Here is a 24,756-nt window from a genome sequence, read left to right as displayed (position 1 = left end):
TTTAGTTCGTCTATATCTTGCACTTCGGAGCGACTAGTATCGAATTTTGCAAAATCCGGATCTAAAATGAATCTGTTATTCTTCAATTAAAATAACCTCAGGTACTCTATCCAGCCGAATAGAATGCCTGAGGTTTCAATAACTCCTTACAAATTATGATTCGTAGCGCTTCAGCACAATGACCGCATTATGACCACCGAAGCCGAAAGAATTAGATAGCCCAATATTTAGTAGAGCCTTGCGCGCTTCGTGAGGCACATAATCCAGATCGCAAGCCGGGTCCGGATTGTCCAGGTGCATCGTTGGTGGAATGATGCCCTCCCGTAGGCTTTGCACAAGCGCAATCGCTTCGACCCCGCCCGCAGCTCCCAGCATATGACCCAGCATGGACTTATTCGCAGTAACCGGAATCTGATAGGCATAGTCGCCAAACAGTTTGTGGATTGCCAAAGTTTCAGCGGTATCCCCTACAGCTGTACTCGTTGCGTGGGCACTGATCACGTCCACTTCTTCCGGGGAGATGTGAGCCGAACGAAGGGCCGCTTTCATCGCCAAGTAAGCTCCGGTTCCTTCGGGATGCGGTGCAACCATGTGATAAGCATCCGAACTCGCTCCATAACCGATGACCTCACCATAGATTTCCGCACCACGTCGGATAGCGTGCTCCAGTGACTCCAGTACCAGAATACCTGCACCTTCGCTCATGACAAAGCCGTCCCGATTCTGATCAAAAGGTCGACTTGCTATGGAAGGCTCCTCGTTACGTGTGGACAAGGCAGTCGCATTAGCGAAACTTGCCAAGGCCAATCGGGACACCGCTGCTTCAGCTCCACCGGCAAAAATGACATCCGCATCTCCTGTACGAATCGTCCGAAACGCCTCTCCAATTGCTGTATTCCCAATAGAGCAAGCCGTCACGGGGGAAAGCGTAGGTCCCATCGCTCCAAACGCGATACTAATTTGAGCAGCAGCCATATTTGAGATCATCATGGGTACCAGCGTCGGGCTAACTCTGCCCGGTCCACGCTGTAGCAGTACATCTACATTGTCCACCAACGTATCCAAACCGCCGACTCCCGATCCCACATAAACACCGACACGCTCCAAATCGGTGTGATCCAGTTCCAGACCGGAATCCTTGAGCGCTTGCTCTGCCGCATATAGTGCAAACTGAGTAAACCGATCCATTCGTCTAGCATCTTTACGTCCCCATTGCTTTTCTGCATCAAAATCCTGTACCAGTCCAGCAATTTGTGCTTTCAAATCGGACACATCGAATGTATCAATTTTACGTATACCTGAATTGCCTTCCAGCAAATTCTTCCACAACGTGTCCACTTCATTACCCAGTGGGGAAACGACACCCATACCTGTTATCACTACTCTTTGCATAAGCTATTCATTCCTCCTGCTCGGTGACTTACTTATAATCCTCATTTTACCCTCGCCTTATCCTATTACAAGTGTTTGTTTATCCTGGTATAATGAACACTACTATAGTACACGCCTTATTGGCTCACTTCGGATATACCCATTGAATGGAGAGAAGATACCTATGAAAACGGAAGCACGTCTGGAAGCACTATCTGTTTTTCTAAAAACAAAAAGAGCCCGCCTACACCCACATATGGTCGGTCTCCCCCAAGGATCACGTCGCAGAACACCAGGCTTGCGCAGAGAAGAAGTCGCTCAGCTGGCTGGTGTCAGTACGACTTGGTATACCTGGCTGGAGCAAGGACGAGATATTAAGGTGTCCGCCTCTGTGTTGGATGCTATTGCTGCCGCATTGCAGTTGAACACAGACGAGCGCAAATATTTGTATGATTTGGCGATCGAGGCTGGGTCTCACAGCCTTCCTGCTCCTGCAGAGCAAGCCGTCATTTCCCCCTCTCTGCAAAAGATCGTACAAGAGCTGCACTACTGCCCTGCTATTATTTCAGATCGGCGCTGTCATATTGTCGGCTGGAACGCCGCTGCTGCTCATGTTTTTATGGATTTTGCCGAGCTACCACATGAGCAACGCAATATGATTGAACTGCTATTCACCAAAAAGGAGTTTAAAAGTCTAGCTGTGAATTGGGAACACTTTGTAAAGGGGTTCCTTGCTATTTTCCGCGCTTATTATGGGCAATACGTGACAGATCCCTGGTATGCACAATTTATACAAAATATGAGCCAGGCCTACCCGGAGTTTAACGAGCTTTGGAATCAGAGTGAAGTAAGCTCCGCGCCGGAGGTACTCATTGAATTTCGTCATGCGAAGGCTGGCAAAATGCTATTTGACCTAACTTCTCTTCAGGTACAAGGCAGTGTTGATCTCCGTTGCAGCATCTACACCCCCAATGCGCAAACCTCAACGGAAAGCAAACTCCAAAAGTTAATGGAAGGCAGCTAAAGGATTTCATCCCTCCTGTTATGAAGATATCATTTTCCGTCCATACTACATCTACGATCTGTGCAAAAATAGATGCCACGTATGTGACAGAACCAAGAGCTTCAACTGTGCTACTACCAGGAGGGAGGGAATCATCATGAAAGCCAAATCGACAAGTTCCCCGCACATACACAATCAAGCGCCACTGCCTGTTCCGGTGCAATTTGATCGAAGCTGGCAGGATGAGCTGGACCAACGCCTACGCAAAGGTGGCCCTTGGGGAGATTGGAATCTGTATCAGCTGGCCATTGAGGCAGAAAAAGTCAAACTGGTGCCGAACTTCGATGAGCTTCAATGTCTACAGCATTTGCAAGACCTCACTCCACTACCCCATCAGCTGGATACCGCTCGGAAGGTACTGTTTCAAATGTCCGGACGTGCCATTCTTGCCGATGAAGTCGGCCTGGGCAAAACGATCGAAGCTGGAATGATCCTAAAGGAATATCTGGTTCGCGGGCTGGCTTCCAAAGTGCTTATTCTTGTACCCGCATCCCTGGTCCTACAATGGGTGCGTGAGCTGAACAGCAAATTCGGTATTCCCGCTGTCGCCCAGAAAAAAGCGTATTCTTGGTCTTCCGAGGTTGTCGTGGCCTCTATGGATACTGCCAAGCGAGAGCCCCATAGTAACATCCTGCTAGATACCGATTATGACCTGCTCATTATAGACGAGGCCCATAAGCTGAAAAATAAAAAGACATCCAACTACCAGTTCATTATGAAGCTGCGTAAAAAATATTGTTTGCTCCTGACAGCGACACCTGTACAAAACGATCTGTCTGAGCTGTTTAACCTGATTACACTGCTCAAGCCCGGTCAATTGGGAAGACATGGCGATTTTTCAGCCAACTTTGTTGTAGATAAACGTCTGCCCAAAAATGAAGATCAGCTCAAGGATGAGCTGTCTAAAGTCATGATCCGCAATCGTCGCGGAGAAGGCCCAGTTCAATTCACCAAACGAAATGTTTCCAATATTCACTTGGAACTTTCGCCGGAAGAGCAAGCGCTGTACGATGGGGTAACCTCTTTTGTCAAAGAGCAATACCAGGCGAATGGCGGAAATTTAAGTAGCATGCTGTCTCTCGTTACCCTTCAACGGGAAGTGTGCAGCAGCCGGGACGCTGTGTTCGTGACGCTGGTCAATTTGTCTAAAAAAATGGCTCCAGACTCTCCCCTACGCGATCGTGTCTGGGATTTGGTTGCACACATTAAAGCGATCAAGGCCAATTCCAAAGCAGAAAAGGCGCTCGAGCTTATCCGTCAGATGAACGAAAAGGTGATCATTTTTACAGAATACAGAGCCACACAGGAGTATTTGCTGAACTATTTCCGTGACCGTGGCCTATCTGCTGTTCCTTACCGAGGCGGTATGAACCGTGGACGCAAGGATTGGATGATGGATCTGTTCCGTGGGCGCATTCAGGTCATGATTGCCACCGAAGCGGGTGGTGAAGGCATTAACCTGCAATTTTGTCACCATATGATTAACTTCGATTTACCGTGGAACCCCATGCGCGTGGAGCAGCGGATCGGACGGGTGCATCGACTTGGACAGACGCATGATGTTAATATTTTCAACTTGTCCACAACCGGAACGATTGAGGAGCATATCCTACATCTGCTGCATGAAAAAATAAATATGTTTGAGATGGTCATTGGCGGATTGGACGTTATTCTGGAGAAGTTTGAGAAGAAAGAATCCATTGAAAAAAGTTTGTATAAAATCATGCTTGAATCCAGTAGCGATGATGAAATTCGCAAAAAAATGCAAAAACTGGGCCACTCGCTGGATTCCATCAAACAGGAAATGGAACAACTGCGCACAGACCAGCCAAACACCGAGAACTTATTAGGCTTAGCAGGCAATACGGTTCCTCCGGGTAAAGCTCGACGCAGTGTGAAGGGAGGTCGCTAGTTTGACCATGGATGCACAGCAAGTCCAGCGTTTTGTCCACACCTATCTGGAAGCTACCGGATGCAGTGTCATTGAGAGGTCACCCCACCATGTAACCGTCAAGCTTTCTCCAGAAGCGGATAAAGCCTTAACAAACCGGCCCTACTATTGGGGATACGTGGAGCGTACTGGCGTTCCAGCGCAGACGATGTCCTTCACCTTCATCTTTGATGGGGAAGCCTATCGCACAGAACAGGAACGTTTAGCGGACCATACACCCCCAACTCCAGCATCAGGCAACGCAGCACAAGATCAGGTCATGGGGCGTTACTTCGGTCATGTACCGACGTTACCACAATTGGGACCTGGACGTATTTTGCAGGAGGAGCTTCGATATGGAAGCCGTCGGCTGCACCAAATTTTTGAAGCCGCACGGGATGGAGGAAAATATGTTTATTTGTTTGAGCAGCCTGATGCCCGTCAGTTGTCTGCCCGCTCTCCCGTAGTCTATGAAGCTTGGCTCAGCATCTGCTATAAAATTGAATTCGCTTGCGATTTGAAGCGTGAGGAACTTCATTGGCTAGGTATTTCGCTCAAAAGCGGCACCATTGTAACCGATTTTGGCGCCATGCTCGAAACCCGGCAGCTCAGCCCGCTGCTGGCGGGCAATATGCATGTACAGCCTGCCAAGCTATCTGTCCCGGAAGCTTCCACCTCGCTTGAAAGCTACCTCACTGAACAACTCCGTCAGCAAGACTATGGTTGGGCTGAGCAGGCGAAGGAACGATTGCGCGAGGAATTGGAGGTCATTGACCACTACTACGAAGATCTAATCAAGGAGCAGAAAGAGGAAGAGGAAAAAAAAGAAGCCATATCCGAGCAGCATCAAGCCCGCCGTAAAGAAATGGTATGGCAATATGAGCCAAAGGTACTCGTATCCGCCATTAACTGCGGGATATTTCATCTGCGGTAACCGATATCTCTCGCTCCTTCGCAGGAAAGTTGCAGAGATATCGTCAGCTTGTAACATCTTGCTTCAGCCTACATCAGTTTCCGCTGCTGTAACCACAAGTTTGGTTAAACATGTCCCCTATGTATCGACAGCAAAAAGCGAACCTGGATATGACATTTACGCCGACAAGGTGCAGCAGTCTTTTTATGGGACAGGCTGTATGCTGGATAAAAAAGAATGCCTCCGTCGGGCAATCAAGCCGACAGAAAGGTGGATACCATTGAAGAAGAGTCATTCCGGGCACTATAGCATAGGTATGATCGCAGCTGTTCTGATCGGCCTGTCCGCAGTCTGTCCGCTCACTTCCATTCATGCGGCTCCCTCAGTCGCTCAAGACAACAATTTAAACTCGGAGTCTCTTTACAACGATAGCTCGCGGGTTCCTCCATTGGAATCCGCGAGTCCTGCTACTCCTTCCCCTTCCCAGGATGACGTTTCAGCAAGTTTTCCTACACAGGAGCAAGGCGTACCTACGGGCGTAAAACAAGCTGCGGACAACAAGGTACAATCCTTATCGTCCCAACCCCCTTTTTCCTTGTGGAAAGATGCTGAGCTGAGCTATCATCCGCTCGGACCTGGAACCCATAGTTGGCTTGTTCAAGTAAACCGCGCAGGAGAATACATCGGCTACCTGATTATCGGATCAGACTCAAATGGCGCATATCAACTCAACGAATATGGGAATGGTCCAGGTGGACCTTATAGTATGGATGTACTTCGCCAATCTCTGGTGTCGCTCACAGAAACCGATCTTTCATCTATCGACAAGCTGCAAATCACACCTATGTATGAGGAACCGCTACTAGCCTACTGGCTGGTGCGTTCCTCTACAGGCAGCCAAATATGTATTGATGCTGTAACTGGCGATCCGTTACCTGTAGAAGTGGCAGATGGGAGTTGGAAACATAAGCTTCAGAACAACGTATTCTCTTCATCTGTTCCCTTTTTGAAAACACAGGCGCAGGCGGTTACGGTCTTGTCTGCTCCTTTCGATCCCTATGACGACCTGGGGTGGCTTCAACCCAAACAAAAGCTTTCCGTCCGTAACACAGGCCAATTTATGGATACACTGAGTATTTCGCCGCGTATTATATTTTCTGCCACAGGTATCAATTTTGCCTTTGGGGGTCCCTTATCTATTAGTGGGTATCAGTCCTGGATATCCCCAGGTCATCCGTCCCAATCCAATTTATATGCGTTAACCTACCATCATGGACTTTCCCGATTTGTACCATTAAAAAAGTTATTATCAGCTGGCGAATTCTATCGTTTGGACTCCTAGTTATAAAGAAACATGATAATGATTCGGAATGATCTCTACAACATAAAAAGAGACCTCAAAATGGCATACCCTATGCCTCTTGTGGTCTCTTTGGCGAGTTTAATGTCGCTCCCTTCGCCCTCTGCGTGTGGATTTCATCCACATTTTCAGAGCGAGAGGCAACATGCCAAACCATTTGCTCCCCCACGGCTCTCTGGCTTGTTTTTGACTGCGCCGAACATCACGCGGCGTTTCCATATAGCGAACAATCCGCTGCGTAATATACGTCACCAGTTCGTCACTCTTCGCCATCCTCCATGACCTCCTTCAATCTGCGCCCATCCTTTCCATTTACGTTGCTTGGAAATATCGGATTTACACGTTAGGTGCAGATACAACTAGCTTGCTCATTTTCCAAAAGGTCTAACCCCTGTGGGAATAACTATGCATGGTTTCCCTTAAATGGAACATACTATCTTCAATCAGTAAATAATTAATTCGTCCACTGGAGGAATAGAACGTGCGGAATAAAAAGTTAAACAAGATAGGGCTGACAAGGCTGGGATTGAGTCTATGCATCCTTTGCAGTGCTGTATTTGCCCCATTTACCTATATAGCTGCTCAGCCCGACGATAAAAGTAACGAACCGAACAAGTATACAGATGTTCCGCCCAACGTACATTCGTCCTATCACGCTTTTGCCAAGCCCGTTGTCCTGATTGATGTAGGCCATGGTGGTGTGGATGGTGGAACAAGTCACAAAGGAATTTTGGAAAAAGACATCAATCTCGCCATTGCTCAAAAGCTGTACTTGATTTTACGATCCCAGGGATATCCTGCTGTTCTGAATCGGGACAAGGATTACGCACTGAGTGACGACAACCGTTGGCTACAGTCCAAATCCCGGCATCTTAAAGACCTCGCCCAACGTAAAAGCCTAACAGAACAACTGCCCACCGCTTTGGTTGTAAGCCTGCATGTCAATTGGACCAAACGTGCCGAAAAACGGGGACCCATTGTGCTGTATCAGGATGAAGGCAGCAGCTATCTGTTAGCTGAACGAATTCAGCATTCATTAAACCGCTTATTTTGCATGAATAGAAAAACAGTGTACGGAAAACCCTTTTATCTTTTGAATAAAATCCAGCACCCTGCTGTCATTGTGGAAACCGGATTTATAAGTAACGAACAGGACAGAGCTATGCTTTCCGAGGATCGTGGTCAAAAAAGCATTGCAGGAGCTATTGCCGAAGGCATTATTGCGCATCTGACGGCCTGGTAGTGTTGGTGGCTGGGTCTCCCGTCCATCCCCATACAGCTCGCACCAAATCGCTAATACCCACAAATTTGGCCTGCTCCTTTAGCTTGGGAACCGACGAATGAAGAGCGGAGGACGTGTACATGCCCGACACGCCGACATGCCCAATTGTTACGCAGGTGTTGTGCTCATCCAGCCATTCAACCACTTTTGTAAGTTGCCGATTCACATGGGCGAGGGTATGAACATCATCCAGAAAAACATTATTGCGTACCGGAGGCATTCCCTTTTTAGCGGCAAGCTCAGGCACCACTGACCAATAATTAGTACGGCTATCGACAAAAAATAGTCCATGCTCCTTACAAACATCAAGAACTATGGACATAATGCGCTTATCTGAAGTAATCTTGGAACCCATGTGGTTGTTCATCCCTATCGCATAAGGAACATCCTTAATTGCTGCTGTCACCTTAGCGCGTACTTCATCATCCGTCATATTAGCCTTAATTGCTCCGGGTCCGAGCCATTCGGGCTTTCCCTGTCTTGGCTCCATTGGAAGATGAACAATGACGTCATGACCACGCTTGTGCGCTTCCATAGCGTCCTGTTTGGTTGTAGGCAGGAAAGGCATCACAGCAACGGTAATCTTAACGGGTAAATTTAAAATTCGCTCAGTCCCTTTCATATTGTTTCCCAGATCGTTAATAATGACAGCAACCATCCTTTGCGACTCGTCCTGTTTGTCTATTGCTTCTGCAACACCAGTACTACAGACCATGAATAACATGCATACCGAAATACAGAGTACTACGGTTCTTCGCATTTTGGAGCTTGAATGGAATACAGGTACATAAGCTGGCTCTTTCCGACCGCGAGATGCCTTTAAAGCCTTTTTTATTATATTTCTCATGTGCAGCTTCCGTCGTGTACTCATTGCGGGTCAGCCTCCTTCTCTGTCCCTTCATTGTGTGAGTAACCTCGTCTAAATATGTATAAGGCAGACCATGGAATACTCCCTAATCTGCCTTATCGTGCGTAAAAACGTATGTTAAAGCCGCTTACCAGTTCTTATCAATAAATTCATCACGGCCCGATTGAGCCCGATCTTCCTTATAGTGCTTCACGTTTTTCTTGTGGTAATCCTGATGATAATCCTCTGCTGGATAAAAAATCGAAGCCGGAAGGATCTCCGTTGCAATTGGCTTATCAAAGCGTCCATTTTGTGCCAACTGCTCCTTGGACTGTTGCGCAAGCTCACGTTGCTGCTCTGTATGATAAAAAATTGCGGGTTTATACTGTGTGCCCCGGTCCTGAAATTGACCTTCCCCGTCGGTAGGGTCTGTTTGTGGCCAATATAATTCGAGCAGCTTTTCATAAGGAAACAGCTCAGGCTCAAACGTAATCTGCACCACCTCGTAGTGACCTGTAGTTCCTGTTTTAACCTGCTCATAGGTGGGATTGGGAATCGTTCCTCCAGTGTATCCTGACACAATGCCATGAATGCCCGGCTGCTCTTCAAACGGAGTCACCATACACCAGAAGCACCCACCTGCAAAAGTTGCTTTCTCCATCTTACATCCAACCTTTCAATAACTTCATCATAAAATTTTCTATCATATCTGGAAATCCATAGTTTGCGTGAAGACAAGAAACGTGTTCAGCTTAAACTATGAGCAAATCCCCAGAAATATAAGAAAAAGGTCTCTAAAACTGCTACGAGAGCAATTCTATAGACCTTTTCTAATGGATGCGGTCGAGAGGACTCGAACCTCCACGGGGGGTTAGCCCACACGGACCTGAACCGTGCGCGTCTGCCAATTCCGCCACGACCGCATATAAATTATCGTTTATCCTCGAAAGATCAATCTTTCTTAGCGACAAGATAGATCATACCATGCATATATCAAGATGTCAAACCTTTTATGTTCGTTAATTTCCTCTTGATAAAAAAGGAATAATAAACTAAAATAAGAACATAGGTTCTCGGGAATGAATGTTCCTTTTCTTCAATCGTTTATGAATTATCATCACATTTTCCTAAGGCGGTGAATGGTAATGACCTCTTTGGATACTACTCAGCATGAATGGTCTCTTGTGAAAAGTTATCTGCTCCTTACCTTTATTCAAAAAGTATTTGAGCGGGACAGCCTAATTCTTGAAGAAAGCGGTATGCTGAAAACCCCTGATCTTTATGTCGAAATGGTTAACGCAGGTGTAGATCGTACCGGAATCCTACTGTCTGAAGTAAAACATGAATTTAATAAATATCGCATTCATGTTCTGGACATACAACAAAACCACTCCGGCGTTCACGCCACCTATATAAGTAAAGGCAATAAAGAGCAGTTCAGTATGGCAATGCCAGCATTCCGAAAAGAAATGTATGAGCGGATGCGAGCATATCTGGGGCTCTCAACCTCTATGCCCCATACATCTGCCCTTCCTTTACTAGAGAAACATCGCGCCGAATTACCAAACAATTCAACTTCCACCCCCCTACGCATCGTTGATCGAAGTTTGGTTACATCCTCTTTGGCCTATAAGCGTAAAACGTCCCGCCCTGCTGCTGTTGCCACAAGCAGAAGAGCATAATCCCCGCACAATAAACACGCAAAAAAAAGCTTCCGCAGACACCAACTGTGCTCGGAAGCTCCTTTCCATATCCATCATATATCCAAATCGATCTATAACCGCTAAGATGAAGCATAAGCATATCTATTAATGATTCGCTTTATTGCAACGCCTTCTGTACACGCGTAACCCCTTGACTTAGAGCATGTCCTCCACCTACCGCTGCGGCTACAGCAATGGTCTCCATAATTTCCTGATCACTAGCTCCTTTGGACCGCGCCTCGTCTACGTGATAAAACGTGCATACTTCATTGTTGGCAAATAAGCCAATGCCTAGTGCAATCAGTTGCTTAGTTTTCTCATCTAAGCTGCCGGCTTGAAAGCACTCTCCGGTAAAGCGATGATATGCATGAACTACCTCGGGCAACTGATCTTCCAAATGGCTGATTTGATCCTTATATGCATGTACTTTCTCGTCCATAACCGTCATTGACACAGCACGTCCTCTCTGTTGGATTTTCCTTCATTACTGTGTCCGATTTAGAGTTTCTGTATGCCTAATGAATCACCCAGTTATTTTTATCCAACACCCATTTGGAACCCATTCCTAATCCAGATCTATCGGATTGTGACGTGGCTCGCTGAACGGCTGATATGTATAGCTGCGATCCAATTTGACCACACGTCGATTCTGGCGGCGAATAAGCACCTGTTCATCATCCCATGCCAGTACAATGCCAACAACATCGTTGGTCTCCAATCCATCGCGTACGACACGCACCTTTTCACCGGAGAGTCGATAAGCATCCAATTCTTCGTCCATAATCATCCTTGTCCCCTCCTTATACACTTTTTTTAATAACACAGCGACCATGATTCTATGCATGAAAAAGTTTAAAAAGAGACCTAAATGAATCATTTAGGTCTCTTCTCACTTACTACTTATATGGATTGCCAACAGAGCGACAAATTATCCCGACTGATTTACACTGTGATCATGTTCTTTTGTATCGTTCTTCTCGTACCAGAAGTCCAGCACTTGTGCAGACAACACTCGCTGATCTACATACTCCACTTGGTGAGCAGTAAATTCTTCTTTCCAAGAGAAGGACAATTCTTCGCATAGGTTAACCAACGTCAACAACTCAGACCAGGCCACATAGCGTTTATACCAAAAAAACTGAGGATGTTCAATCATATAGGGATACAAATCGTCAAATTCCGTATGCTTACAATCCAAGGCACGCTCAAAGTGTACTTTAGCCGCTGCCAGTTTTTCCAGAAAAAACTGTTCGGTCAATTGTTCTTTCCCCATGTTGCTGCCTCCTCTCCAAAACCTTAACTATATTATAAGCGAAATTGAAGCTCATGCAAAGGTTATTATTAGAAATAAGGAACAGGAGTTTTGAATTGTTACTATTCAGCAAACTCAATCTTACCGTCCACTAACGACGAAATTTTGACCAATGACTCTACACGAATACCCTGCTCACGGATGGTTCTCGCTCCGGCCTGAAAGCTTTTTTCCACCGCGACACCGAATCCAACCAACTCAGCTCCGGAGCGTTGAATGATTTTAACCATGCCTCGCGCCGCATCACCATTAGCGATAATATCATCAATGAAAAGAACACGATCATCTTCGTGAATAAATTGACGAGACAGCATAATATCCGTAACAATACCTTTAGTAAACGAAGGTACGCGTTCACACAGCGCGTCTGGATCAGCTAGTAGGGTCTTTTTACGACGAGCGAATACCAACGGGACACCCAATTCCAAAGCTGTCGCAAACCCGATGGCAATGCCTGAGGACTCCACGGTCACTACTCTGGTAATCTTCTCTTCTCGGAAACGTGCTGCGAACTCTCGTCCCATTGCCATTGTCAATTCCGGATCAACTTGGTGATTAAGCAAACCATCCAGCTTCAGTACCTGATCTGATGCAATCACGCCTTCATTTATAATTCGTTCCTTTAATACTTCCATTACATGACCTCCCACGGCATTCCTATGCGGTAAAAGTACCATACTTCACCCGCCGCTTTCAAGCTATAGCTGCTTTCCATGCGGTCATGTGACATTTTTTTTACGCTTGTTCCAGAACCATGCGGTGATTCCTCCCACAACGATTAAAAGAATAACGACCAGCCCTACCCGATGCGTCACCTTCTCCATTAGCTTCGCCACCTGCTCCCAATGCATGCCCACCGCATGTCCAATCCCCAAAAATGTACCGCACCACAGCAAAGCTCCTGCTGATGCATAACAGATATAGCGAAAAACGCCTAGACGGGTTGTACCTGCCAGATATGAGGATACATGTCTCAAGCCGGGGACAAAATATCCGAACAGGATTCCCCAGGTACCATAGCGCCCAAACCAATTTTCAGAAGAGGCAATCCTAGAAGGCGTAAGCCTCACCCATTTTCCGTATCGATGCAAAAGTGGTTTTCCCAGCAGACGCCCTAGTGTGTAGCTAAGCATCATACCCGTCATACTACCGAAAAATGTGACTGCCAGTGCAGCAATGAAGTTGTAGTGCCCTTGAGACACGAGCCCGCCGAAGGCAATCATTAGCACTTCGTCGGGTATCGGCATACCCGCTACTCCAAGTGCAAGCAAGCCGAACATTGCCAAATATCCGTATTCCAGTATCCATGCAAGGATTTGACCCATAAATTACGCTCCCGTCAAGCTATTCATTAATTCACTTTAATTATTTTCAGTCTCATCCAGTCATGTCCTATTTCAGTTGAACATAGTTTGTATTATATGCTCGCTGCAGCGTTATTCAAGCAGGCAAGGAGGGACTGGGGATGAAACGTAATATTCATGTTTTTCAGATTGCTTTTACATACATCGGTACAATCGTCGGTGCCGGATTTGCTACCGGACAAGAAATTCTGCAATTTTTTACGCAGTATGGTCGTTGGGCTACACTCACTATTATGCTATCCACAATCATATTTGTATGGTTGGGTACGAAAATGATGCTGATCGCTCATGATATTTCAGCCAAATCCTACGAGGACCTGAACAAACATCTTTTTGGCGCCAATGCCGGGAAATGGATTAGCTGGTTCACGCTCATCGTGCTGATCGGCGTAAACAGCGTCATGTTGGCAGGAGCCGGCTCTGTTTTTGTAGAGCACCTTCACCTGCATTACCAAACCGGACTGCTTATTACACTGATTGGTACTTATTTGCTGCTAAGTAAAGGCATTAAAGCCATCTTGCACATGAACACCGTGGTTGTCCCACTGATGATCATCATGTCTCTTCTGCTCGTTCACAGCACGCTCTCTATGCCCAATCCTCAGAGTTTTATTACGAATACGACAGATCACAGTACATTTCGAACCTTGCTCTCTCCACTGCTGTACACGTCCTTCAACCTAACTATGGCCCAAGCCGTGCTTGTACCACTTGGCAGCCAAACCTTTTCCCGAAGAACCATCCGCTGGGGCGGAGTTTTGGGCGGAGTTGGTGTCGGGTTTATGCTGATGGCTGCACACTTTGCCATGTCAGCACATATGCCGGGTATTCAGCAATTTGAAATCCCTATGGGAAGCATTGCTTACCGTCTGGGTGCCTTTGTCGAAATCATATACATTCTACTCATTTTCATGGAAATCTTCAGTACCTTTGTGGCCGACATTTATGGAGTCAGTCTACAAATTCGTCAGCATGTCCAAATTTCGCCCAAGCTCATTACACTATTCATTATGCTCACCTGTTTTTTAATCAGTCAGTTCGGCTTCAGTTCACTATTATCTGTCCTTTATCCTATTTTCGGAATGCTCAGTCTGATGTGGGTTAGTAAACTAATCATAGCAGGACGCGGGAGGCCTTTCCGTTCCTCACGTCCTCGCTCCAGCTTTCGGCATTCCGATTCCAAACCAAATGATACTCGTCATGGTTAATGTGGAAATTTCAAATACATTTTCTTCAACTCGTTAACCGCCCGACTTAAAGAATAGCTTGACTTAGCCTTGTCGCAGGCAGATCTAGCCAGCTCATAACGATAGGCAGGGTCAGCAATGACCTTCTCTAATGCGTCTGCCAGTGCCCTCGGATGGTCGGGTGGCACGAGCAGGCCATTTACCCCATCTTCAATCTGCTCCGGTATTCCCCCCACTTCTGTACCTACCAATGCCAGACAACTTAACGCTGCTTCCGCAAATACCGAACCAAAGGCCTCCGCCCGAGAAGGCAAGACAAATACATCAAAGAAAGGCATAAACTCTTCTGGATGAAGGGTATATCCATAAAAAATCGTCTCATGGTATATATCAAGCTCTCGCGCCATCTCTTCCAGCTCAGGGCGAACCGGGCCATCTCCAATAATATGAAGCACAAATTCCATATTTCTTTTTTTAAGTTCAGCACAGGCCCGCAATAAAATATCCAATCCTTTCGCCGGAACAAGGCGGCAAACGGTTATGAGCTGTGTCACTTCATTTTCGTGTGGAATGGGCTTGAAGCGCTTCTCATCATATCCATTCGGAATGACTGCAATGTCTTGCGGATTCTGAACGTAAGGAGTTAAATAATGCTGAAAAGAATGAGATACCGCTATCAGGCGATCCGCCTTCTGCTCCATTTCCCCGTACAGTGATACCAAGAATTGGTGTTCAGGCCCGTTCTCCTCTATTTTCCCGTTTAGGATTAACTCCTTCTCATAGGAAGAGTGAATCGTCTGTACAAGCGGGATGTCAGGAAAAACAGTTTTCATAGCAATCCCGGCAATGGGGTGATGAGCATGAATGAGGTCATAGGGCTTCTGAATACGAAGCCGGGTCCACCACAAATAGTCACGGTACGTCTGAATATATTTTTGAACGATTGGATATTGTTCATATCTCGTCCAGTCAAAGGTATCAAAAATTACTTCGTCCCTACCCTTGTTACGAATCCGTTTAGGGATTGAAAATAGCTCCATTTCCCAACGGGGGGATGTAAATCGCTCTTGCAGATATGGAATCATGGATGAAACACCTCCCGGTTGCTCGGGTGGGAAAAAGAGAGCCTGTAGCAATTTCATGACGTGCTTCCCCTTTCAAGCATTAAACTGCCCGGATCACAGATGTATGTATAGGTTTCCGGATTTTCTGAAAGATGATATATTGAGAATAAATGTTAGTCACAAAAGAAAATTATAACATTTTAAATGGGATAAATCCTGTCTATTGTATCGGAACGATATCAACCGTTCAATAGATTGACTATTTTTGCAAATGGAGTCGGTGATGTTGACGTTGTTGTCCTTATCGGGAACCTTGGGTCCCCCATCTCTGGCCGAGGCCGTAAGTGCAGCCTGCGGTTTGTATATTATACTCATGATGGCACTGATGTGCGTGATCATATATAGCAGACAACGAAAAAAAGCCTATATCCTTTTTTCAGTTGCCGCTATTATTATTATGACATATGAAGCCATGAATCTCTATTCAGCAGGCGGAGGCAAGATGCAACTCCAAGGAATCGTGTGGAAAAATGTACTGGAGGCGTCTGCCTTCGTACTCATCAATGCCGCCGTATTTCAACTATACCGGAAGCTGAAACGTGTGCAGACATGGACCTTGCTACTGCTGGGTGCGTTATTGATATTGCCGGTTACTGCCTGGACAGCAGGTTTGTTGCCCGCTTGGATCAGCGCAGCGAAACTGGTTGGGTTCACTCTATTTTATCGAGTACTGGTGCTTATACTGAGCCTTGTGTTTATCACCCCACGAATCGGGCAGCCAAAGAAGTATGTGGCGGGCTTATTCATGTATTTGCTCTGGCTCGGCTATTTATGGCTGCGAAATGACATCCCTGAAGAAGCTGGCAAATCAAACACAGTCTTATATATGTCATTTTTACCATTGTTGTACTACACTACGTTATTCATCATTCTATTTGAACGAATTGTGGAGCTGCTCCAAAGGATTTACCGTTCTTCCATCACCGATGGCCTGACCGGGCTATATAACCGTAAATATTTTTCGGGGCGACTACGGCGATATATGGACCAGGGAATCCGCGTGTCGGTCATTTTTTGCGATATTGACAATTTCAAAAAGTTGAATGATACGCAGGGTCATGCTCGTGCCGATGAAGTACTCAAACAGGTGGCACAGATTATGGAGGATGAACTGGATGAAATCGGACTGACCGGACGATATGGTGGCGAGGAACTGGTCGCAATGGTTGTGGATCGACGGGCCAAGGTTGGACATGTCGCAGAACGTATCCGCGAACGGGTCGCGGAAGAAAGCATTGTCACGATCAGTGTCGGACACAGTACAGTGAAGAAGGAAATGAACCCGGATGAACTGGTCAAACAGGCCGATCAAGCGATGTACATATCCAAAACGACAGGTAAAAACAAGGTTACAGCTTATAAGGCAGCCGAAGTGAAAAAAAGTCGGGCAGCACGCGCACAATAATTTGTAAACTGCGATTCGTTGTTAAAAGTTGAGTTTGAATAATTCTCTGTCTGGTTGTCTATACCCTAAAATGACGCACAGGAATCTTATAAGAGCCTGTGCGTCATTTATATTTAATCTGCTCATCAAACTTCTGACGTTGCAGACGCTATATCCCGGCCGATCCATGCCAGCTCTTCACTAGTCAGCTCTCGATAGCTGCCCAGTGGAAGCTGTTCATCCAGCTTCAATGGTCCCATGGCCGTTCTTTTCAAATAGGTCACCTTTTTACCAACCGCCTCGAACATACGCTTCACTTGATGAAATTTACCCTCATGGATGACAAGCGAAATATAGGAAATGACTTCTCCATCTGCCTGGTACGGATGTTCGTGGCGAAGAATAGTCAACTGTGCGGGAAGGGTAACATACCCATCATCCAGTTCCACTCCTGCTGTAAATTGAAGAATATCCTCCTCCGTGACATGACCCGACACGGTAGCTTCATACGTTTTAGGAACATGCCGCCGTGGAGAAAGTAGCTCATGCGCTAGTTTACCGTCGTTGGTCAATAGCAATAATCCTTCTGTATCTTTATCTAAACGTCCTACTGGAAAAGGCTCAAAATGTCGTTCCTCCGCACTCAGCAAATCCAGTACCGTCCGCTCCCTTGTATCTTCAGTTGCAGAGATGACACCTGGTGGCTTATGCAGCATGATATAAATATACTCCCGAAAAACAACACGTTCCCCGTTCACTTCAATCTGATCCTGGTATGGATGAACCTGTAAGCCGCTATCCTTGGTGGTCTTCCCGTTTACCGTGATTATCCCTTGCTTCACCTGTCGCTTGATATCACTACGGGTGCCATATCCCATATGGGTTAAAACTTTATCCAAACGTTGCGTTTGTCTCCCTTTTCCACTCATACCGATGTCCACCTCCAGCCTGTAGGGTATTCATTTTTGAGCATGCCATCCTGCCATTTGCCCCACCCAGCCGAATAACCATCAATGCACACGAGAGTATGGCCTTTGGGCTGGACTTCGTTCCGCAGTGCCATTCTCTCAACGGGGATGGACAAGGTCTCCCCTTTTAAATACCGGATGGCCTCAGCATCTGAACTGGAGAGATTGATGCTTCTAACCGCCTCTGAAGAGCGTAATGCCACCGCCAGCGGGTGTGAAGGCACAAAGCGACCATTCTTGTCAGTACCCATAAACCAGCCTGGTCGCACCACCTTAAGGCCGTCCAAACGATGTGATGCCAGTGGCGACTGATAAATGCGATCTCCATAAACCACCGTATAGCCTGTAAAAGACACTTCCAGTTGCTCCTTCACAAATTGGTGATAGGATTCCAGCACATCCTGTGGGGAGCGTGCAGCGGATTTTACATTTTCTTTGCCAGATCGGGACTTAATGCCACCCAAGCCGCGCGCGGACCTTCCTTTACCGGACTTCCCGTCCATTCCTTTTCCACTTCGTTTAGGCTCACCAGTTCCATGTCTTCCTTGACGGCTTGGCGTCTGCGCTTCCCTGACGGACAAAAACGGCTTCTTCCGTGGATACGCTGCATCTATATTCAATGCCCTATCATCCTTGTCCTCAAATGGAGTCAAATCCTCCGATTCAGTGTGATCTTCTATCGCAGCGGCATGCCCCCCCTGATGCTGCAATACAGCGATAAAATGGCCTTCTCCCTCTACTAGATGCGGCCAAAGGCGTGCTGTTCCCCGCAGCTCGGGGTATGCTGACGCGACCTCTTCACTCATCCATTCCGGGTGGCCTGGTGCAAAGCCTGCTTCTGATGAAACAGGGACTACGTCAAAATCGGGGTGAGCCTCCAGAAATTCTGCGATCATTCCTTCATTTTCTTCTGGCGCAAAGGTGCAGGTCGAATAGACAATTCTCCCTCCTGCGCTCAGCATTGAGGCCGCTACACGCAAAATGTCCCGTTGCATGACTATACATTTATCTACCGAATGCGTTTCCCATTGTTTTGCCATGTCCTCATCCTTGCGGAACATACCTTCTCCCGAGCAAGGTGCATCAATTAGTATCTTGTCAAAAAAATGTGGAAAGGCATCGGCGATTCGATCCGGGCTTTCATTCAGTACCACGGCATTACGCACACCGTACAATTCCACATTTTTAGCCAACGCTTTGGTTCGGTCCGCGCTAATATCATTTGTCACCAATACGCCGCTTCCTTGTAATTTGGCAGCTATTTGGGTTGATTTCCCGCCCGGTGCAGCACATAAGTCCAATACAGCTTCGTCCTGAGCTACATTGAGCAGCTCAACCGGAGACATTGCACTCGGTTCCTGTACATAGTACAGCCCCGCATGGTAGTAAGGGTGTAATCCCGGCTTTGTACCGTGCGGAATATAAAAACCCGTGGCACACCACGGAATCGGCCGCAGTTCGAACGGAGAACGTTTCTTAAAGTCCTCTACCGGAATTTTTAATGTATTGACGCGAATCCCGGCATGGGGCGTGTGGTCATAGGCAGTCATAAATGCTTCAAATTCTTCGCCGAGCAATTGCTCCATGCGCTTTACAAATGCTGTGGGGAGCTGTACACCCATAATCGTAATCATCCTGTCCTTTTAAAATAAATTTTATTGTACCATATTCAACCTGTTATCCCGCAATATCCGTGTGATTTACAAACTTTCACTACAAGATGTAATGTTGTATAATAATAAGATTCATAGCTGCATATTTTGAATTTTGATAGGAGAGATTGCATTGAACGCACAAAATTCCAACAAAAAAAAGCTTATACCCGTCATCGGCTTTTTTGTTGTGCTGGTCATTTTGATTGGTGTGCTGCTCGCTTTAAATTCAGGCACTAAAAACAAGCTGTATGGCGTTTCCACAGCCTCGTTAAATCCTGCTACTCAAGAGCTGCTGAATGACCCGAACTATCAGCAAATTATTAAGCCGGAAGATTTACAGAGCAAAATTGACAAAAAGGAAAACTTTTTCGTCTATCATTTCGCCTCCGACTGTGTGCATTGCCGCGCCACTACTCCTAAGCTCTTGCCTTTGAGCAAGCAGGAGAACATCACGATGCACGAATTTAACCTGCGTGAGTATGAGGATGGCTGGGACAAGTATAAGATTGAGTATACCCCTACGCTCATTTATTACGAAAAAGGCGTGGAAAAGGAACGTATGGTAGGCGGGTTGAAGGAAAATCCTTCGGACAATGGATACACACTCGACGATTTCAAAGCCTTCTTTGAGAAATATAAAAAGAACGTAACCTCCTAGGCAAACCTTCACACACCTCAAAACGATAAAGCAGCCCGATCCTCATGAAACGGATCGGGCTGCTTGCTTATCATGCGCTTCAAACTCAAGGTGCATCCTTCGTTTCCGCTGAGACAGAACCTGAGCCGCCAGCGGCCTGTCTTCGCCTAATAGAAGCTTCCAGCGCCTGCTGACGCTGCTCATGCTTTTCCCCACGCCGAGGACCTCTCTGCTGCGGGATGTTGACTGGAATGGACGACGACGCCTTCTCCACGGCCCGGCGCAACCCGGGCTCGACGATTTCAATCGTCATATCCCGATAAACCGGCGGTTCTTGCTGAAGCTCTTCCGTGCCGGTCATAACAGCTTCAGCAAGCTGACGAGCGCAAATGCGCGCCTCTTCCACCAGCTTCACCATATTAATGCCCAGCGCCTGCGAAGGAGCATGCTCCAACCGGTGGACCGCACTATCCAGCATCATATGTCCACCACGATAGTTACCATTCCGAAAATGATACAGCCCTACAGCAACTTGCAGCAAACCTTTATATACAGGGTCACGGTCCAGCTTAAGCCACAGCTCTTCCAGTACCTCATGACATTCAAAGTAATCCCGATCACGATTGAAGTATACCAAATAAGTCACGTACAGCGGTTCGTAGGAAAGGTGTGCCATTTAATACTCATCCCTGTCTTCTTCCTTGGTAGAGGCTTCTAGCATCTCCTTGACCTCATCGTGAAGCAGCTTGATTCCTTCCATGTCGTGCCGTTCCCACAGTTCATTGAATCTGCGCTGCGCATCAATCGTTTCACTGATCTTATGGTAGAAATACAGCCGATGCATGCCTGTTAGCACTTTGGAAACGATATTGGCTTCATCCTCGAATTTTTTCTGCGCTTCCAATATTTCAAGACGCATGGAAGACATCTCATTATCCAATACAAAGGCTGCCTCAGCTGCCTTTTTCAACCGTGTACGCATATTATCAGGCAAGCTTTCACGATACTTATAGCTAAGAGAATGCTCTATGGTTGCCCAAAAATTCATAGCCAAAGTACGGATTTGAATTTCTGCCAGCACGATTTTCAGCCCGACTGCTGTCTGAACCGGATACTCCACAATCATATGAAAGCTGCGATAGCCACTGTCTTTATAATTGGTGATATAGTCCTTTTCATACAGTACGGTCAAATCCTTACGTCTTCTGATATATTCGGCCACCCGCCGAATATCCTCTACAAATTGACACATAATGCGAATGCCTGCAATATCCTCGATTCCCGTCTCCAGCTGATCAGAAGGAACCTGTAATCTCTTCGCCTTATCGAGGATGCTTGATATTTTTTTAACCCGTCCGGTTACGAATTCGATAGGAGCGTATTCCTCGCGCTTTTTCAGCTCCGCACGCATTGTTTTGAACTTGACCTTAAGCTCTTCCACCGCCTGATCGTATGGCAGTAAAAATGTTCCCCAGTCTCTTCCGTCCATCCCCGTACCTCCTGTCTCTTCCGACAACACTTTTTTATCTGTGATCTGCACCAACAGCCTCGGTAATGTGTCTAAAGCCGTCCTTTCGAAGCAGCTCACGCAGGCCAGCATGTATAGCTCTATTTACTTCCGGCCCTTCGTAGATCAATGCTGTATAAATTTCAATCAGACTTGCGCCTGCTTTAATTTTGTCATAGGCATCACGGCTCGTGAATATACCGCCTGATCCGATAATAGGAAGCTTACCTTCCGTCTGGCGATACACCCGTCCGATGACCTCTGTGGAACGGTCACGCAGCGGCTTACCACTCAGCCCTCCTGTTTCACTCGCATTTCGGTGCGTTAAACCAGCTCTGGATATCGTTGTATTGGTCGCAATAATGCCGTCTACTCCACTGGCAGCAATCGCATCTGTCATATATTCCAATTCCTCATCCGATACATCTGGCGCAATTTTAACCAGTACAGACTTGGCATTGCCATACTTTTTCGCCTGGACTCCCATCTCTGCCCGAACCGCTTCCAATAACGACTTCAGTTCATCACCATGCTGGAGCTTTCGTAAATCCGGCGTATTCGGCGAGCTAATATTCACTACAAAGAAGTCCGCATACGGATACAGTGCGGAAATACACTTTTCATAGTCCTTATGAGCATCCTCATTGGGCGTGATTTTATTTTTGCCGATATTAACTGCGACCGGAACAGGTCGATGTTTGAGTGCAGCCAGACGCTTGGCCATGCTCTCAGCACCCAGATTGTTAAAGCCCATCCGATTGACTAATGCCTCATCGGGAGGCAGTCGGAACAAACGTGGCCGATCGTTACCGGGCTGTCCCACAGGTGTCACCGTTCCCACTTCCATAAATCCAAACCCGATGGAAGAAAAACCAGTAACCGCTTCTGCATTTTTATCCAGTCCTGCAGCCAGTCCAATCGGGTTGGGAAAATGAATGCCAAACAGATCAACGGCAAGATCCTCCGTTTCCTTGACTCCGTACATTCCTCGCAGTGTCGCTGCTCCACCAGGAAGTGAGCCCGCATGTTTTAAACCGTCAATGACTACATGATGGGCCGTCTCTGGACTCATTTTAAAAAAAACAGGTTTCGCAATCCTTCGATACAACACGATTCATCCACTCCGTTCTATGCCCTTGCACAATCCTAAAAAAACATCTCTACAAAATAGTTTAGCTTTTTCCATACCAAAAAGAAAGTAATTTGCGAGGTGCAACATCAGAACAATTCAGTTGTCATGGAGATGTCATTGAAAATGTATAATCAAACCATTTACAATGGACATAGTAAGACAAGACCTTAGCTCGTTAGAAAAGAGGGATTGCTGATATGAAGACCAAGCGCAAGCCGCCCAGTCTGCAAAAGAAAAAGGATGAGGTGAACAAGAAAGCGATTGTATGGACCGCCGTCAGCTTTGTTCTCCTCATCATTGTAATTATTCTGGTCATTGTTTTAGCACAAGCAGGAAATCGTTAAACACCAAGTAGCAATAGCATCAAAATTTTAATTTAGCCAGTGATAGGTTTTGCGGGGATTCGTCTGGTCATGCTGCGGCTCACTTGTAAATCGAGAACCAGGCACAAGCACTTGATCAGGCAATCCCCCGTTACCAATGACTACCTCCGTACCCGAAGGTACGAGTGCAAACAATTCCTCCACATCCTCTTTACCCATTCGGACGCAACCCAAAGACTCATTTTTGCCAATGCTGTCCGGCTCGTTCGTGCCATGAATGGCATAATTCGTTGCAGACAGTTGCATTCCACGGCTGCCAAACTCACCGTTGGATTTTCCGTTCGGATTTACTACTTTATCGGTAACCACAAATTTCCCTTCTGGTGTTCTTTCTCCACCCAAACCGATAGGATAATTTCGAATAAGTACATTGCCACTTACCAGGGCGAGCCTATGCTTAGATTTGTCCACCACAATTCGCAGCGGTTGCCCCAGAAAAGGCCTTCCGTGCAATGACGATGCCAGTAATGGACTGCTTCCGGCCAACGAGTCAGCGTCTAAATCTACTGCCTTCCCTGTTCCCTTTCCTGGTGAAGCAAGTAAATTACGCATAGGTGTAAAAGCCTTCTTCATCCCGTCTGTCGTACCATACATCGTGTTAGCGGGAAAGTCTCGAGTCAGTTCATCAAGACTCTGGGGAAGACGTTGATGCTGTGAGCGAAAAGCACGCATGGAGCTATTCAGCACAGCTAATTCCTCCTGTCCAGCAGCCCATTTTAGACCTGCTTTGCGAAGATTTTCACTGTCTGACGGCTTACAAGCACACGCAGCTGCGTCGTAAGACTGAACAGCTAATCCGCCGTTTCCTTTGTTCTGTACACTAAGTAATGGTTTCATGCCCTCTCTCCAGAGCAGCCACGAGCCCCCTTGCTCCATGCCCAACACCGTAGTCCTGGATGGCAGTCGGCTAGTCTTAGCCAACATATCAGTAAGCCCCGTTCCAGCTTCACTCCCTTTTCGAGCTTGAGCCGTAAACACACCACCAACCACACCGATCTGGGCCGTCTCCTTCGGATCAGCAGTGGCCACTTTCGTAACTTCAATATTATCAATTGCTGCCTGCTCAGTTCCAGATGGATCAAATGTATTCTCATTTGAAGGTCTCGGTGAATTAGCTGAAGGAACCCATATGAGCAGTAGTACCATTAACGCAGTTAACAGGTGACGTGTTCGAGCCGTCCTTCGCTCCTTCTCCTTGGACATCTGAACCAGTTTATCCTGATATTCCATCCATACGTCTGCCGGAATCTGTTTATGCTCGAAGGCTTCGAACACTTCTCCTGCGCGATTAAAGCAATAATTTGCTTTGCCCTCCTGACCGCTGCTCTCATACTCTTTGCCGAGTAAATACCAGGCCATTTTATTATCAGGGTGTTTTTTCACATACGATTTAAGATGAGGCGAATGGTTCATCGGATCCTCCTGATCGTGTAATCTTGCATACTTCCTATTATGTATATCGGTAAAAATAGACTTGATGGACAGCACATAAGAAAAACGTCTATCGACGTACTTTCACAGAAGCCAGACCGCGCTTGGCAGAAGTTTTTCTTGCGGTTATAGAATGGTTCAGCCTCCGCTGAACCATTCTATAACCTAAAAAAACAGCACCAACAGCTTACTTTCACCGTTAT

General features: G+C 46.6%; 26 protein-coding genes and 1 tRNA gene. 10 read left to right on the top strand and 17 right to left on the bottom strand.

Annotated elements, in window-relative coordinates:
* Positions 1-153: 153 nt before the first annotated feature.
* Positions 154-1,392, bottom strand: coding sequence for a beta-ketoacyl-ACP synthase II (gene fabF / locus MKY98_RS09525; RefSeq protein WP_069011347.1), 1,239 nt, complete (start codon positions 1,390-1,392; stop codon positions 154-156).
* A gap of 163 nt (positions 1,393-1,555) precedes the next feature.
* On the opposite strand from fabF, the gene MKY98_RS09520 reads away from it, so the two are divergent.
* From MKY98_RS09520 to MKY98_RS09505, 4 genes are all read left to right on the top strand, one after another.
* Complete coding sequence (locus tag MKY98_RS09520) at positions 1,556-2,395, top strand: helix-turn-helix transcriptional regulator (protein WP_023988057.1); 840 nt, start codon at positions 1,556-1,558, stop codon at positions 2,393-2,395.
* Positions 2,396-2,531: 136 nt separating this feature from the next.
* Positions 2,532-4,346: a DEAD/DEAH box helicase gene (locus MKY98_RS09515; protein ID WP_069011346.1), complete on the top strand. Its 1,815-nt coding sequence runs from the start codon at positions 2,532-2,534 to the stop codon at positions 4,344-4,346.
* 1 nt (position 4,347) lies between these two features.
* A complete protein-coding gene (locus MKY98_RS09510; RefSeq protein WP_029516737.1) occupies positions 4,348-5,298 on the top strand; it encodes a YqhG family protein in 951 nt (316 codons plus the stop codon).
* Between the two features lie 259 nt (positions 5,299-5,557).
* The gene (locus MKY98_RS09505; RefSeq protein ID WP_069011431.1) at positions 5,558-6,619 is read left to right on the top strand and encodes a hypothetical protein; all 1,062 of its coding nucleotides are present in this window, start codon (positions 5,558-5,560) and stop codon (positions 6,617-6,619) included.
* Between the two features lie 99 nt (positions 6,620-6,718).
* Here the strand turns inward: MKY98_RS09505 and MKY98_RS09500 are convergent, their stop codons facing one another.
* Positions 6,719-6,910: a YqzE family protein gene (locus tag MKY98_RS09500; protein ID WP_029516735.1), complete on the bottom strand. Its 192-nt coding sequence runs from the start codon at positions 6,908-6,910 to the stop codon at positions 6,719-6,721.
* Positions 6,911-7,118: 208 nt separating this feature from the next.
* Between MKY98_RS09500 and MKY98_RS09495 the strand changes: the two genes are divergently transcribed.
* Positions 7,119-7,880, top strand: a complete 762-nt coding sequence (locus MKY98_RS09495; RefSeq protein ID WP_069011345.1) for an N-acetylmuramoyl-L-alanine amidase — start codon at positions 7,119-7,121, stop codon at positions 7,878-7,880.
* Here MKY98_RS09495 and MKY98_RS09490 read toward each other — a convergent pair.
* The 3 genes from MKY98_RS09490 to MKY98_RS09480 all read right to left on the bottom strand — a co-directional run bounded on the left by MKY98_RS09490 (position 7,855) and on the right by MKY98_RS09480 (position 9,689).
* Positions 7,855-8,790 (bottom strand): divergent polysaccharide deacetylase family protein, encoded by a 936-nt coding sequence (locus MKY98_RS09490; protein WP_069011344.1) that lies wholly within the window; start codon positions 8,788-8,790, stop codon positions 7,855-7,857. The genes MKY98_RS09495 and MKY98_RS09490 overlap by 26 nt on opposite strands.
* 124 nt (positions 8,791-8,914) lie before the next feature.
* Positions 8,915-9,427 carry a peptide-methionine (S)-S-oxide reductase MsrA gene (msrA, locus tag MKY98_RS09485; protein WP_341010843.1) on the bottom strand — a complete coding sequence of 171 codons (513 nt, stop codon included), beginning with the start codon at positions 9,425-9,427 and terminating at the stop codon, positions 8,915-8,917.
* 177 nt (positions 9,428-9,604) lie between these two features.
* Positions 9,605-9,689, bottom strand: a tRNA-Leu gene (locus MKY98_RS09480).
* Between the two features lie 222 nt (positions 9,690-9,911).
* Here MKY98_RS09480 and MKY98_RS09475 point away from each other — a divergent pair.
* Positions 9,912-10,448, top strand: coding sequence for a hypothetical protein (locus MKY98_RS09475; protein WP_069011095.1), 537 nt, complete (start codon positions 9,912-9,914; stop codon positions 10,446-10,448).
* Positions 10,449-10,587: 139 nt separating this feature from the next.
* Here the strand turns inward: MKY98_RS09475 and MKY98_RS09470 are convergent, their stop codons facing one another.
* The 5 genes from MKY98_RS09470 to MKY98_RS09450 all read right to left on the bottom strand — a co-directional run bounded on the left by MKY98_RS09470 (position 10,588) and on the right by MKY98_RS09450 (position 13,106).
* Positions 10,588-10,917 carry a carboxymuconolactone decarboxylase family protein gene (locus MKY98_RS09470; protein WP_013309744.1) on the bottom strand — a complete coding sequence of 110 codons (330 nt, stop codon included), beginning with the start codon at positions 10,915-10,917 and terminating at the stop codon, positions 10,588-10,590.
* A 117-nt stretch (positions 10,918-11,034) separates the two neighbouring features.
* Positions 11,035-11,256 (bottom strand): hypothetical protein, encoded by a 222-nt coding sequence (locus MKY98_RS09465; RefSeq protein ID WP_029516731.1) that lies wholly within the window; start codon positions 11,254-11,256, stop codon positions 11,035-11,037.
* Between the two features lie 141 nt (positions 11,257-11,397).
* Positions 11,398-11,742, bottom strand: a complete 345-nt coding sequence (locus MKY98_RS09460) for a hypothetical protein (RefSeq protein WP_007429850.1) — start codon at positions 11,740-11,742, stop codon at positions 11,398-11,400.
* Positions 11,743-11,843: 101 nt separating this feature from the next.
* A complete protein-coding gene (locus MKY98_RS09455) occupies positions 11,844-12,416 on the bottom strand; it encodes a xanthine phosphoribosyltransferase (protein ID WP_069011094.1) in 573 nt (190 codons plus the stop codon).
* A gap of 84 nt (positions 12,417-12,500) precedes the next feature.
* A complete protein-coding gene (locus MKY98_RS09450; RefSeq protein ID WP_069011093.1) occupies positions 12,501-13,106 on the bottom strand; it encodes a DedA family protein in 606 nt (201 codons plus the stop codon).
* Positions 13,107-13,246: 140 nt separating this feature from the next.
* Here MKY98_RS09450 and MKY98_RS09445 point away from each other — a divergent pair, with 140 nt between their 5' ends.
* Positions 13,247-14,353 carry a YkvI family membrane protein gene (locus MKY98_RS09445; RefSeq protein ID WP_069011092.1) on the top strand — a complete coding sequence of 369 codons (1,107 nt, stop codon included), beginning with the start codon at positions 13,247-13,249 and terminating at the stop codon, positions 14,351-14,353.
* Here the strand turns inward: MKY98_RS09445 and MKY98_RS09440 are convergent.
* Positions 14,350-15,474: a glycosyltransferase family 4 protein gene (locus tag MKY98_RS09440; RefSeq protein WP_069011091.1), complete on the bottom strand. Its 1,125-nt coding sequence runs from the start codon at positions 15,472-15,474 to the stop codon at positions 14,350-14,352. The genes MKY98_RS09445 and MKY98_RS09440 overlap by 4 nt on opposite strands.
* 205 nt (positions 15,475-15,679) lie before the next feature.
* On the opposite strand from MKY98_RS09440, the gene MKY98_RS09435 reads away from it, so the two are divergent.
* A complete protein-coding gene (locus MKY98_RS09435; protein ID WP_069011090.1) occupies positions 15,680-16,861 on the top strand; it encodes a GGDEF domain-containing protein in 1,182 nt (393 codons plus the stop codon).
* Between the two features lie 125 nt (positions 16,862-16,986).
* Here MKY98_RS09435 and MKY98_RS09430 read toward each other — a convergent pair whose 3' ends face one another.
* Together MKY98_RS09430 and MKY98_RS09425 are read right to left on the bottom strand one after the other, a co-directional pair.
* Positions 16,987-17,769: a pseudouridine synthase gene (locus MKY98_RS09430; RefSeq protein WP_069011089.1), complete on the bottom strand. Its 783-nt coding sequence runs from the start codon at positions 17,767-17,769 to the stop codon at positions 16,987-16,989.
* Positions 17,766-19,430, bottom strand: a complete 1,665-nt coding sequence (locus tag MKY98_RS09425) for an RsmB/NOP family class I SAM-dependent RNA methyltransferase (RefSeq protein WP_069011088.1) — start codon at positions 19,428-19,430, stop codon at positions 17,766-17,768. Before MKY98_RS09425 ends, MKY98_RS09430 begins: the two co-directional genes overlap by 4 nt.
* 163 nt (positions 19,431-19,593) lie before the next feature.
* Here MKY98_RS09425 and MKY98_RS09420 point away from each other — a divergent pair, with 163 nt between their 5' ends.
* On the top strand, positions 19,594-20,121 hold the full coding sequence (locus MKY98_RS09420; protein WP_029516723.1) for a thioredoxin family protein: 528 nt from the start codon (positions 19,594-19,596) through the stop codon (positions 20,119-20,121).
* 85 nt (positions 20,122-20,206) lie between these two features.
* On the opposite strand, the gene MKY98_RS09415 is transcribed toward MKY98_RS09420, so the two are convergent.
* Genes MKY98_RS09415 through MKY98_RS09405 form a run of 3 tightly spaced genes read right to left on the bottom strand, consistent with a single transcriptional unit; the run spans position 20,207 to position 22,718 of the window.
* On the bottom strand, positions 20,207-20,776 hold the full coding sequence (locus MKY98_RS09415; protein WP_029516722.1) for a DUF309 domain-containing protein: 570 nt from the start codon (positions 20,774-20,776) through the stop codon (positions 20,207-20,209).
* Positions 20,777-21,589, bottom strand: coding sequence for a GTP pyrophosphokinase (locus MKY98_RS09410; protein WP_023988035.1), 813 nt, complete (start codon positions 21,587-21,589; stop codon positions 20,777-20,779). It abuts the gene before it with no gap.
* Between the two features lie 34 nt (positions 21,590-21,623).
* On the bottom strand, positions 21,624-22,718 hold the full coding sequence (locus MKY98_RS09405; RefSeq protein ID WP_029516721.1) for a quinone-dependent dihydroorotate dehydrogenase: 1,095 nt from the start codon (positions 22,716-22,718) through the stop codon (positions 21,624-21,626).
* A 218-nt stretch (positions 22,719-22,936) separates the two neighbouring features.
* Between MKY98_RS09405 and MKY98_RS09400 the strand changes: the two genes are divergently transcribed.
* Positions 22,937-23,083, top strand: coding sequence for a hypothetical protein (locus MKY98_RS09400; RefSeq protein WP_023988033.1), 147 nt, complete (start codon positions 22,937-22,939; stop codon positions 23,081-23,083).
* A 27-nt stretch (positions 23,084-23,110) separates the two neighbouring features.
* Here the strand turns inward: MKY98_RS09400 and MKY98_RS09395 are convergent, their stop codons facing one another.
* Entirely contained in the window at positions 23,111-24,535 is a 1,425-nt protein-coding gene (locus tag MKY98_RS09395; RefSeq protein WP_069011087.1) for a L,D-transpeptidase, read from the bottom strand.
* Positions 24,536-24,756 lie beyond the last annotated feature (221 nt).

It is taken from the genome of Paenibacillus sp. FSL M8-0228 (assembly GCF_038007385.1).
In the GTDB taxonomy this organism is placed as follows: domain Bacteria; phylum Bacillota; class Bacilli; order Paenibacillales; family Paenibacillaceae; genus Paenibacillus; species Paenibacillus polymyxa_D.
This window is presented reverse-complemented; position numbering and strand designations above follow the sequence as displayed.

What these genes read in the sequence shown, in the direction of transcription:
- fabF (WP_069011347.1), bottom strand. Translation starts at nt 1,392, where the DNA reads ATGCAAAGAGTAGTGATAACAGGTATGGGTGTCGTTTCCCCACTGGGT.
- MKY98_RS09520 (WP_023988057.1), top strand. Translation starts at nt 1,556, where the DNA reads ATGAAAACGGAAGCACGTCTGGAAGCACTATCTGTTTTTCTAAAAACA.
- MKY98_RS09515 (WP_069011346.1), top strand. Translation starts at nt 2,532, where the DNA reads ATGAAAGCCAAATCGACAAGTTCCCCGCACATACACAATCAAGCGCCA.
- MKY98_RS09500 (WP_029516735.1), bottom strand. Translation starts at nt 6,910, where the DNA reads ATGGCGAAGAGTGACGAACTGGTGACGTATATTACGCAGCGGATTGTT.
- MKY98_RS09490 (WP_069011344.1), bottom strand. Translation starts at nt 8,790, where the DNA reads ATGAGTACACGACGGAAGCTGCACATGAGAAATATAATAAAAAAGGCT.
- msrA (WP_341010843.1), bottom strand. Translation starts at nt 9,427, where the DNA reads ATGGAGAAAGCAACTTTTGCAGGTGGGTGCTTCTGGTGTATGGTGACT.
- MKY98_RS09475 (WP_069011095.1), top strand. Translation starts at nt 9,912, where the DNA reads ATGACCTCTTTGGATACTACTCAGCATGAATGGTCTCTTGTGAAAAGT.
- MKY98_RS09470 (WP_013309744.1), bottom strand. Translation starts at nt 10,917, where the DNA reads ATGACGGTTATGGACGAGAAAGTACATGCATATAAGGATCAAATCAGC.
- MKY98_RS09465 (WP_029516731.1), bottom strand. Translation starts at nt 11,256, where the DNA reads ATGATTATGGACGAAGAATTGGATGCTTATCGACTCTCCGGTGAAAAG.
- MKY98_RS09460 (WP_007429850.1), bottom strand. Translation starts at nt 11,742, where the DNA reads ATGGGGAAAGAACAATTGACCGAACAGTTTTTTCTGGAAAAACTGGCA.
- MKY98_RS09455 (WP_069011094.1), bottom strand. Translation starts at nt 12,416, where the DNA reads ATGGAAGTATTAAAGGAACGAATTATAAATGAAGGCGTGATTGCATCA.
- MKY98_RS09450 (WP_069011093.1), bottom strand. Translation starts at nt 13,106, where the DNA reads ATGGGTCAAATCCTTGCATGGATACTGGAATACGGATATTTGGCAATG.
- MKY98_RS09445 (WP_069011092.1), top strand. Translation starts at nt 13,247, where the DNA reads ATGAAACGTAATATTCATGTTTTTCAGATTGCTTTTACATACATCGGT.
- MKY98_RS09440 (WP_069011091.1), bottom strand. Translation starts at nt 15,474, where the DNA reads ATGAAATTGCTACAGGCTCTCTTTTTCCCACCCGAGCAACCGGGAGGT.
- MKY98_RS09435 (WP_069011090.1), top strand. Translation starts at nt 15,680, where the DNA reads ATGTTGACGTTGTTGTCCTTATCGGGAACCTTGGGTCCCCCATCTCTG.
- MKY98_RS09430 (WP_069011089.1), bottom strand. Translation starts at nt 17,769, where the DNA reads ATGAGTGGAAAAGGGAGACAAACGCAACGTTTGGATAAAGTTTTAACC.
- MKY98_RS09425 (WP_069011088.1), bottom strand. Translation starts at nt 19,430, where the DNA reads ATGGGTGTACAGCTCCCCACAGCATTTGTAAAGCGCATGGAGCAATTG.
- MKY98_RS09415 (WP_029516722.1), bottom strand. Translation starts at nt 20,776, where the DNA reads ATGGCACACCTTTCCTACGAACCGCTGTACGTGACTTATTTGGTATAC.
- MKY98_RS09410 (WP_023988035.1), bottom strand. Translation starts at nt 21,589, where the DNA reads ATGGACGGAAGAGACTGGGGAACATTTTTACTGCCATACGATCAGGCG.
- MKY98_RS09400 (WP_023988033.1), top strand. Translation starts at nt 22,937, where the DNA reads ATGAAGACCAAGCGCAAGCCGCCCAGTCTGCAAAAGAAAAAGGATGAG.
- MKY98_RS09395 (WP_069011087.1), bottom strand. Translation starts at nt 24,535, where the DNA reads ATGAACCATTCGCCTCATCTTAAATCGTATGTGAAAAAACACCCTGAT.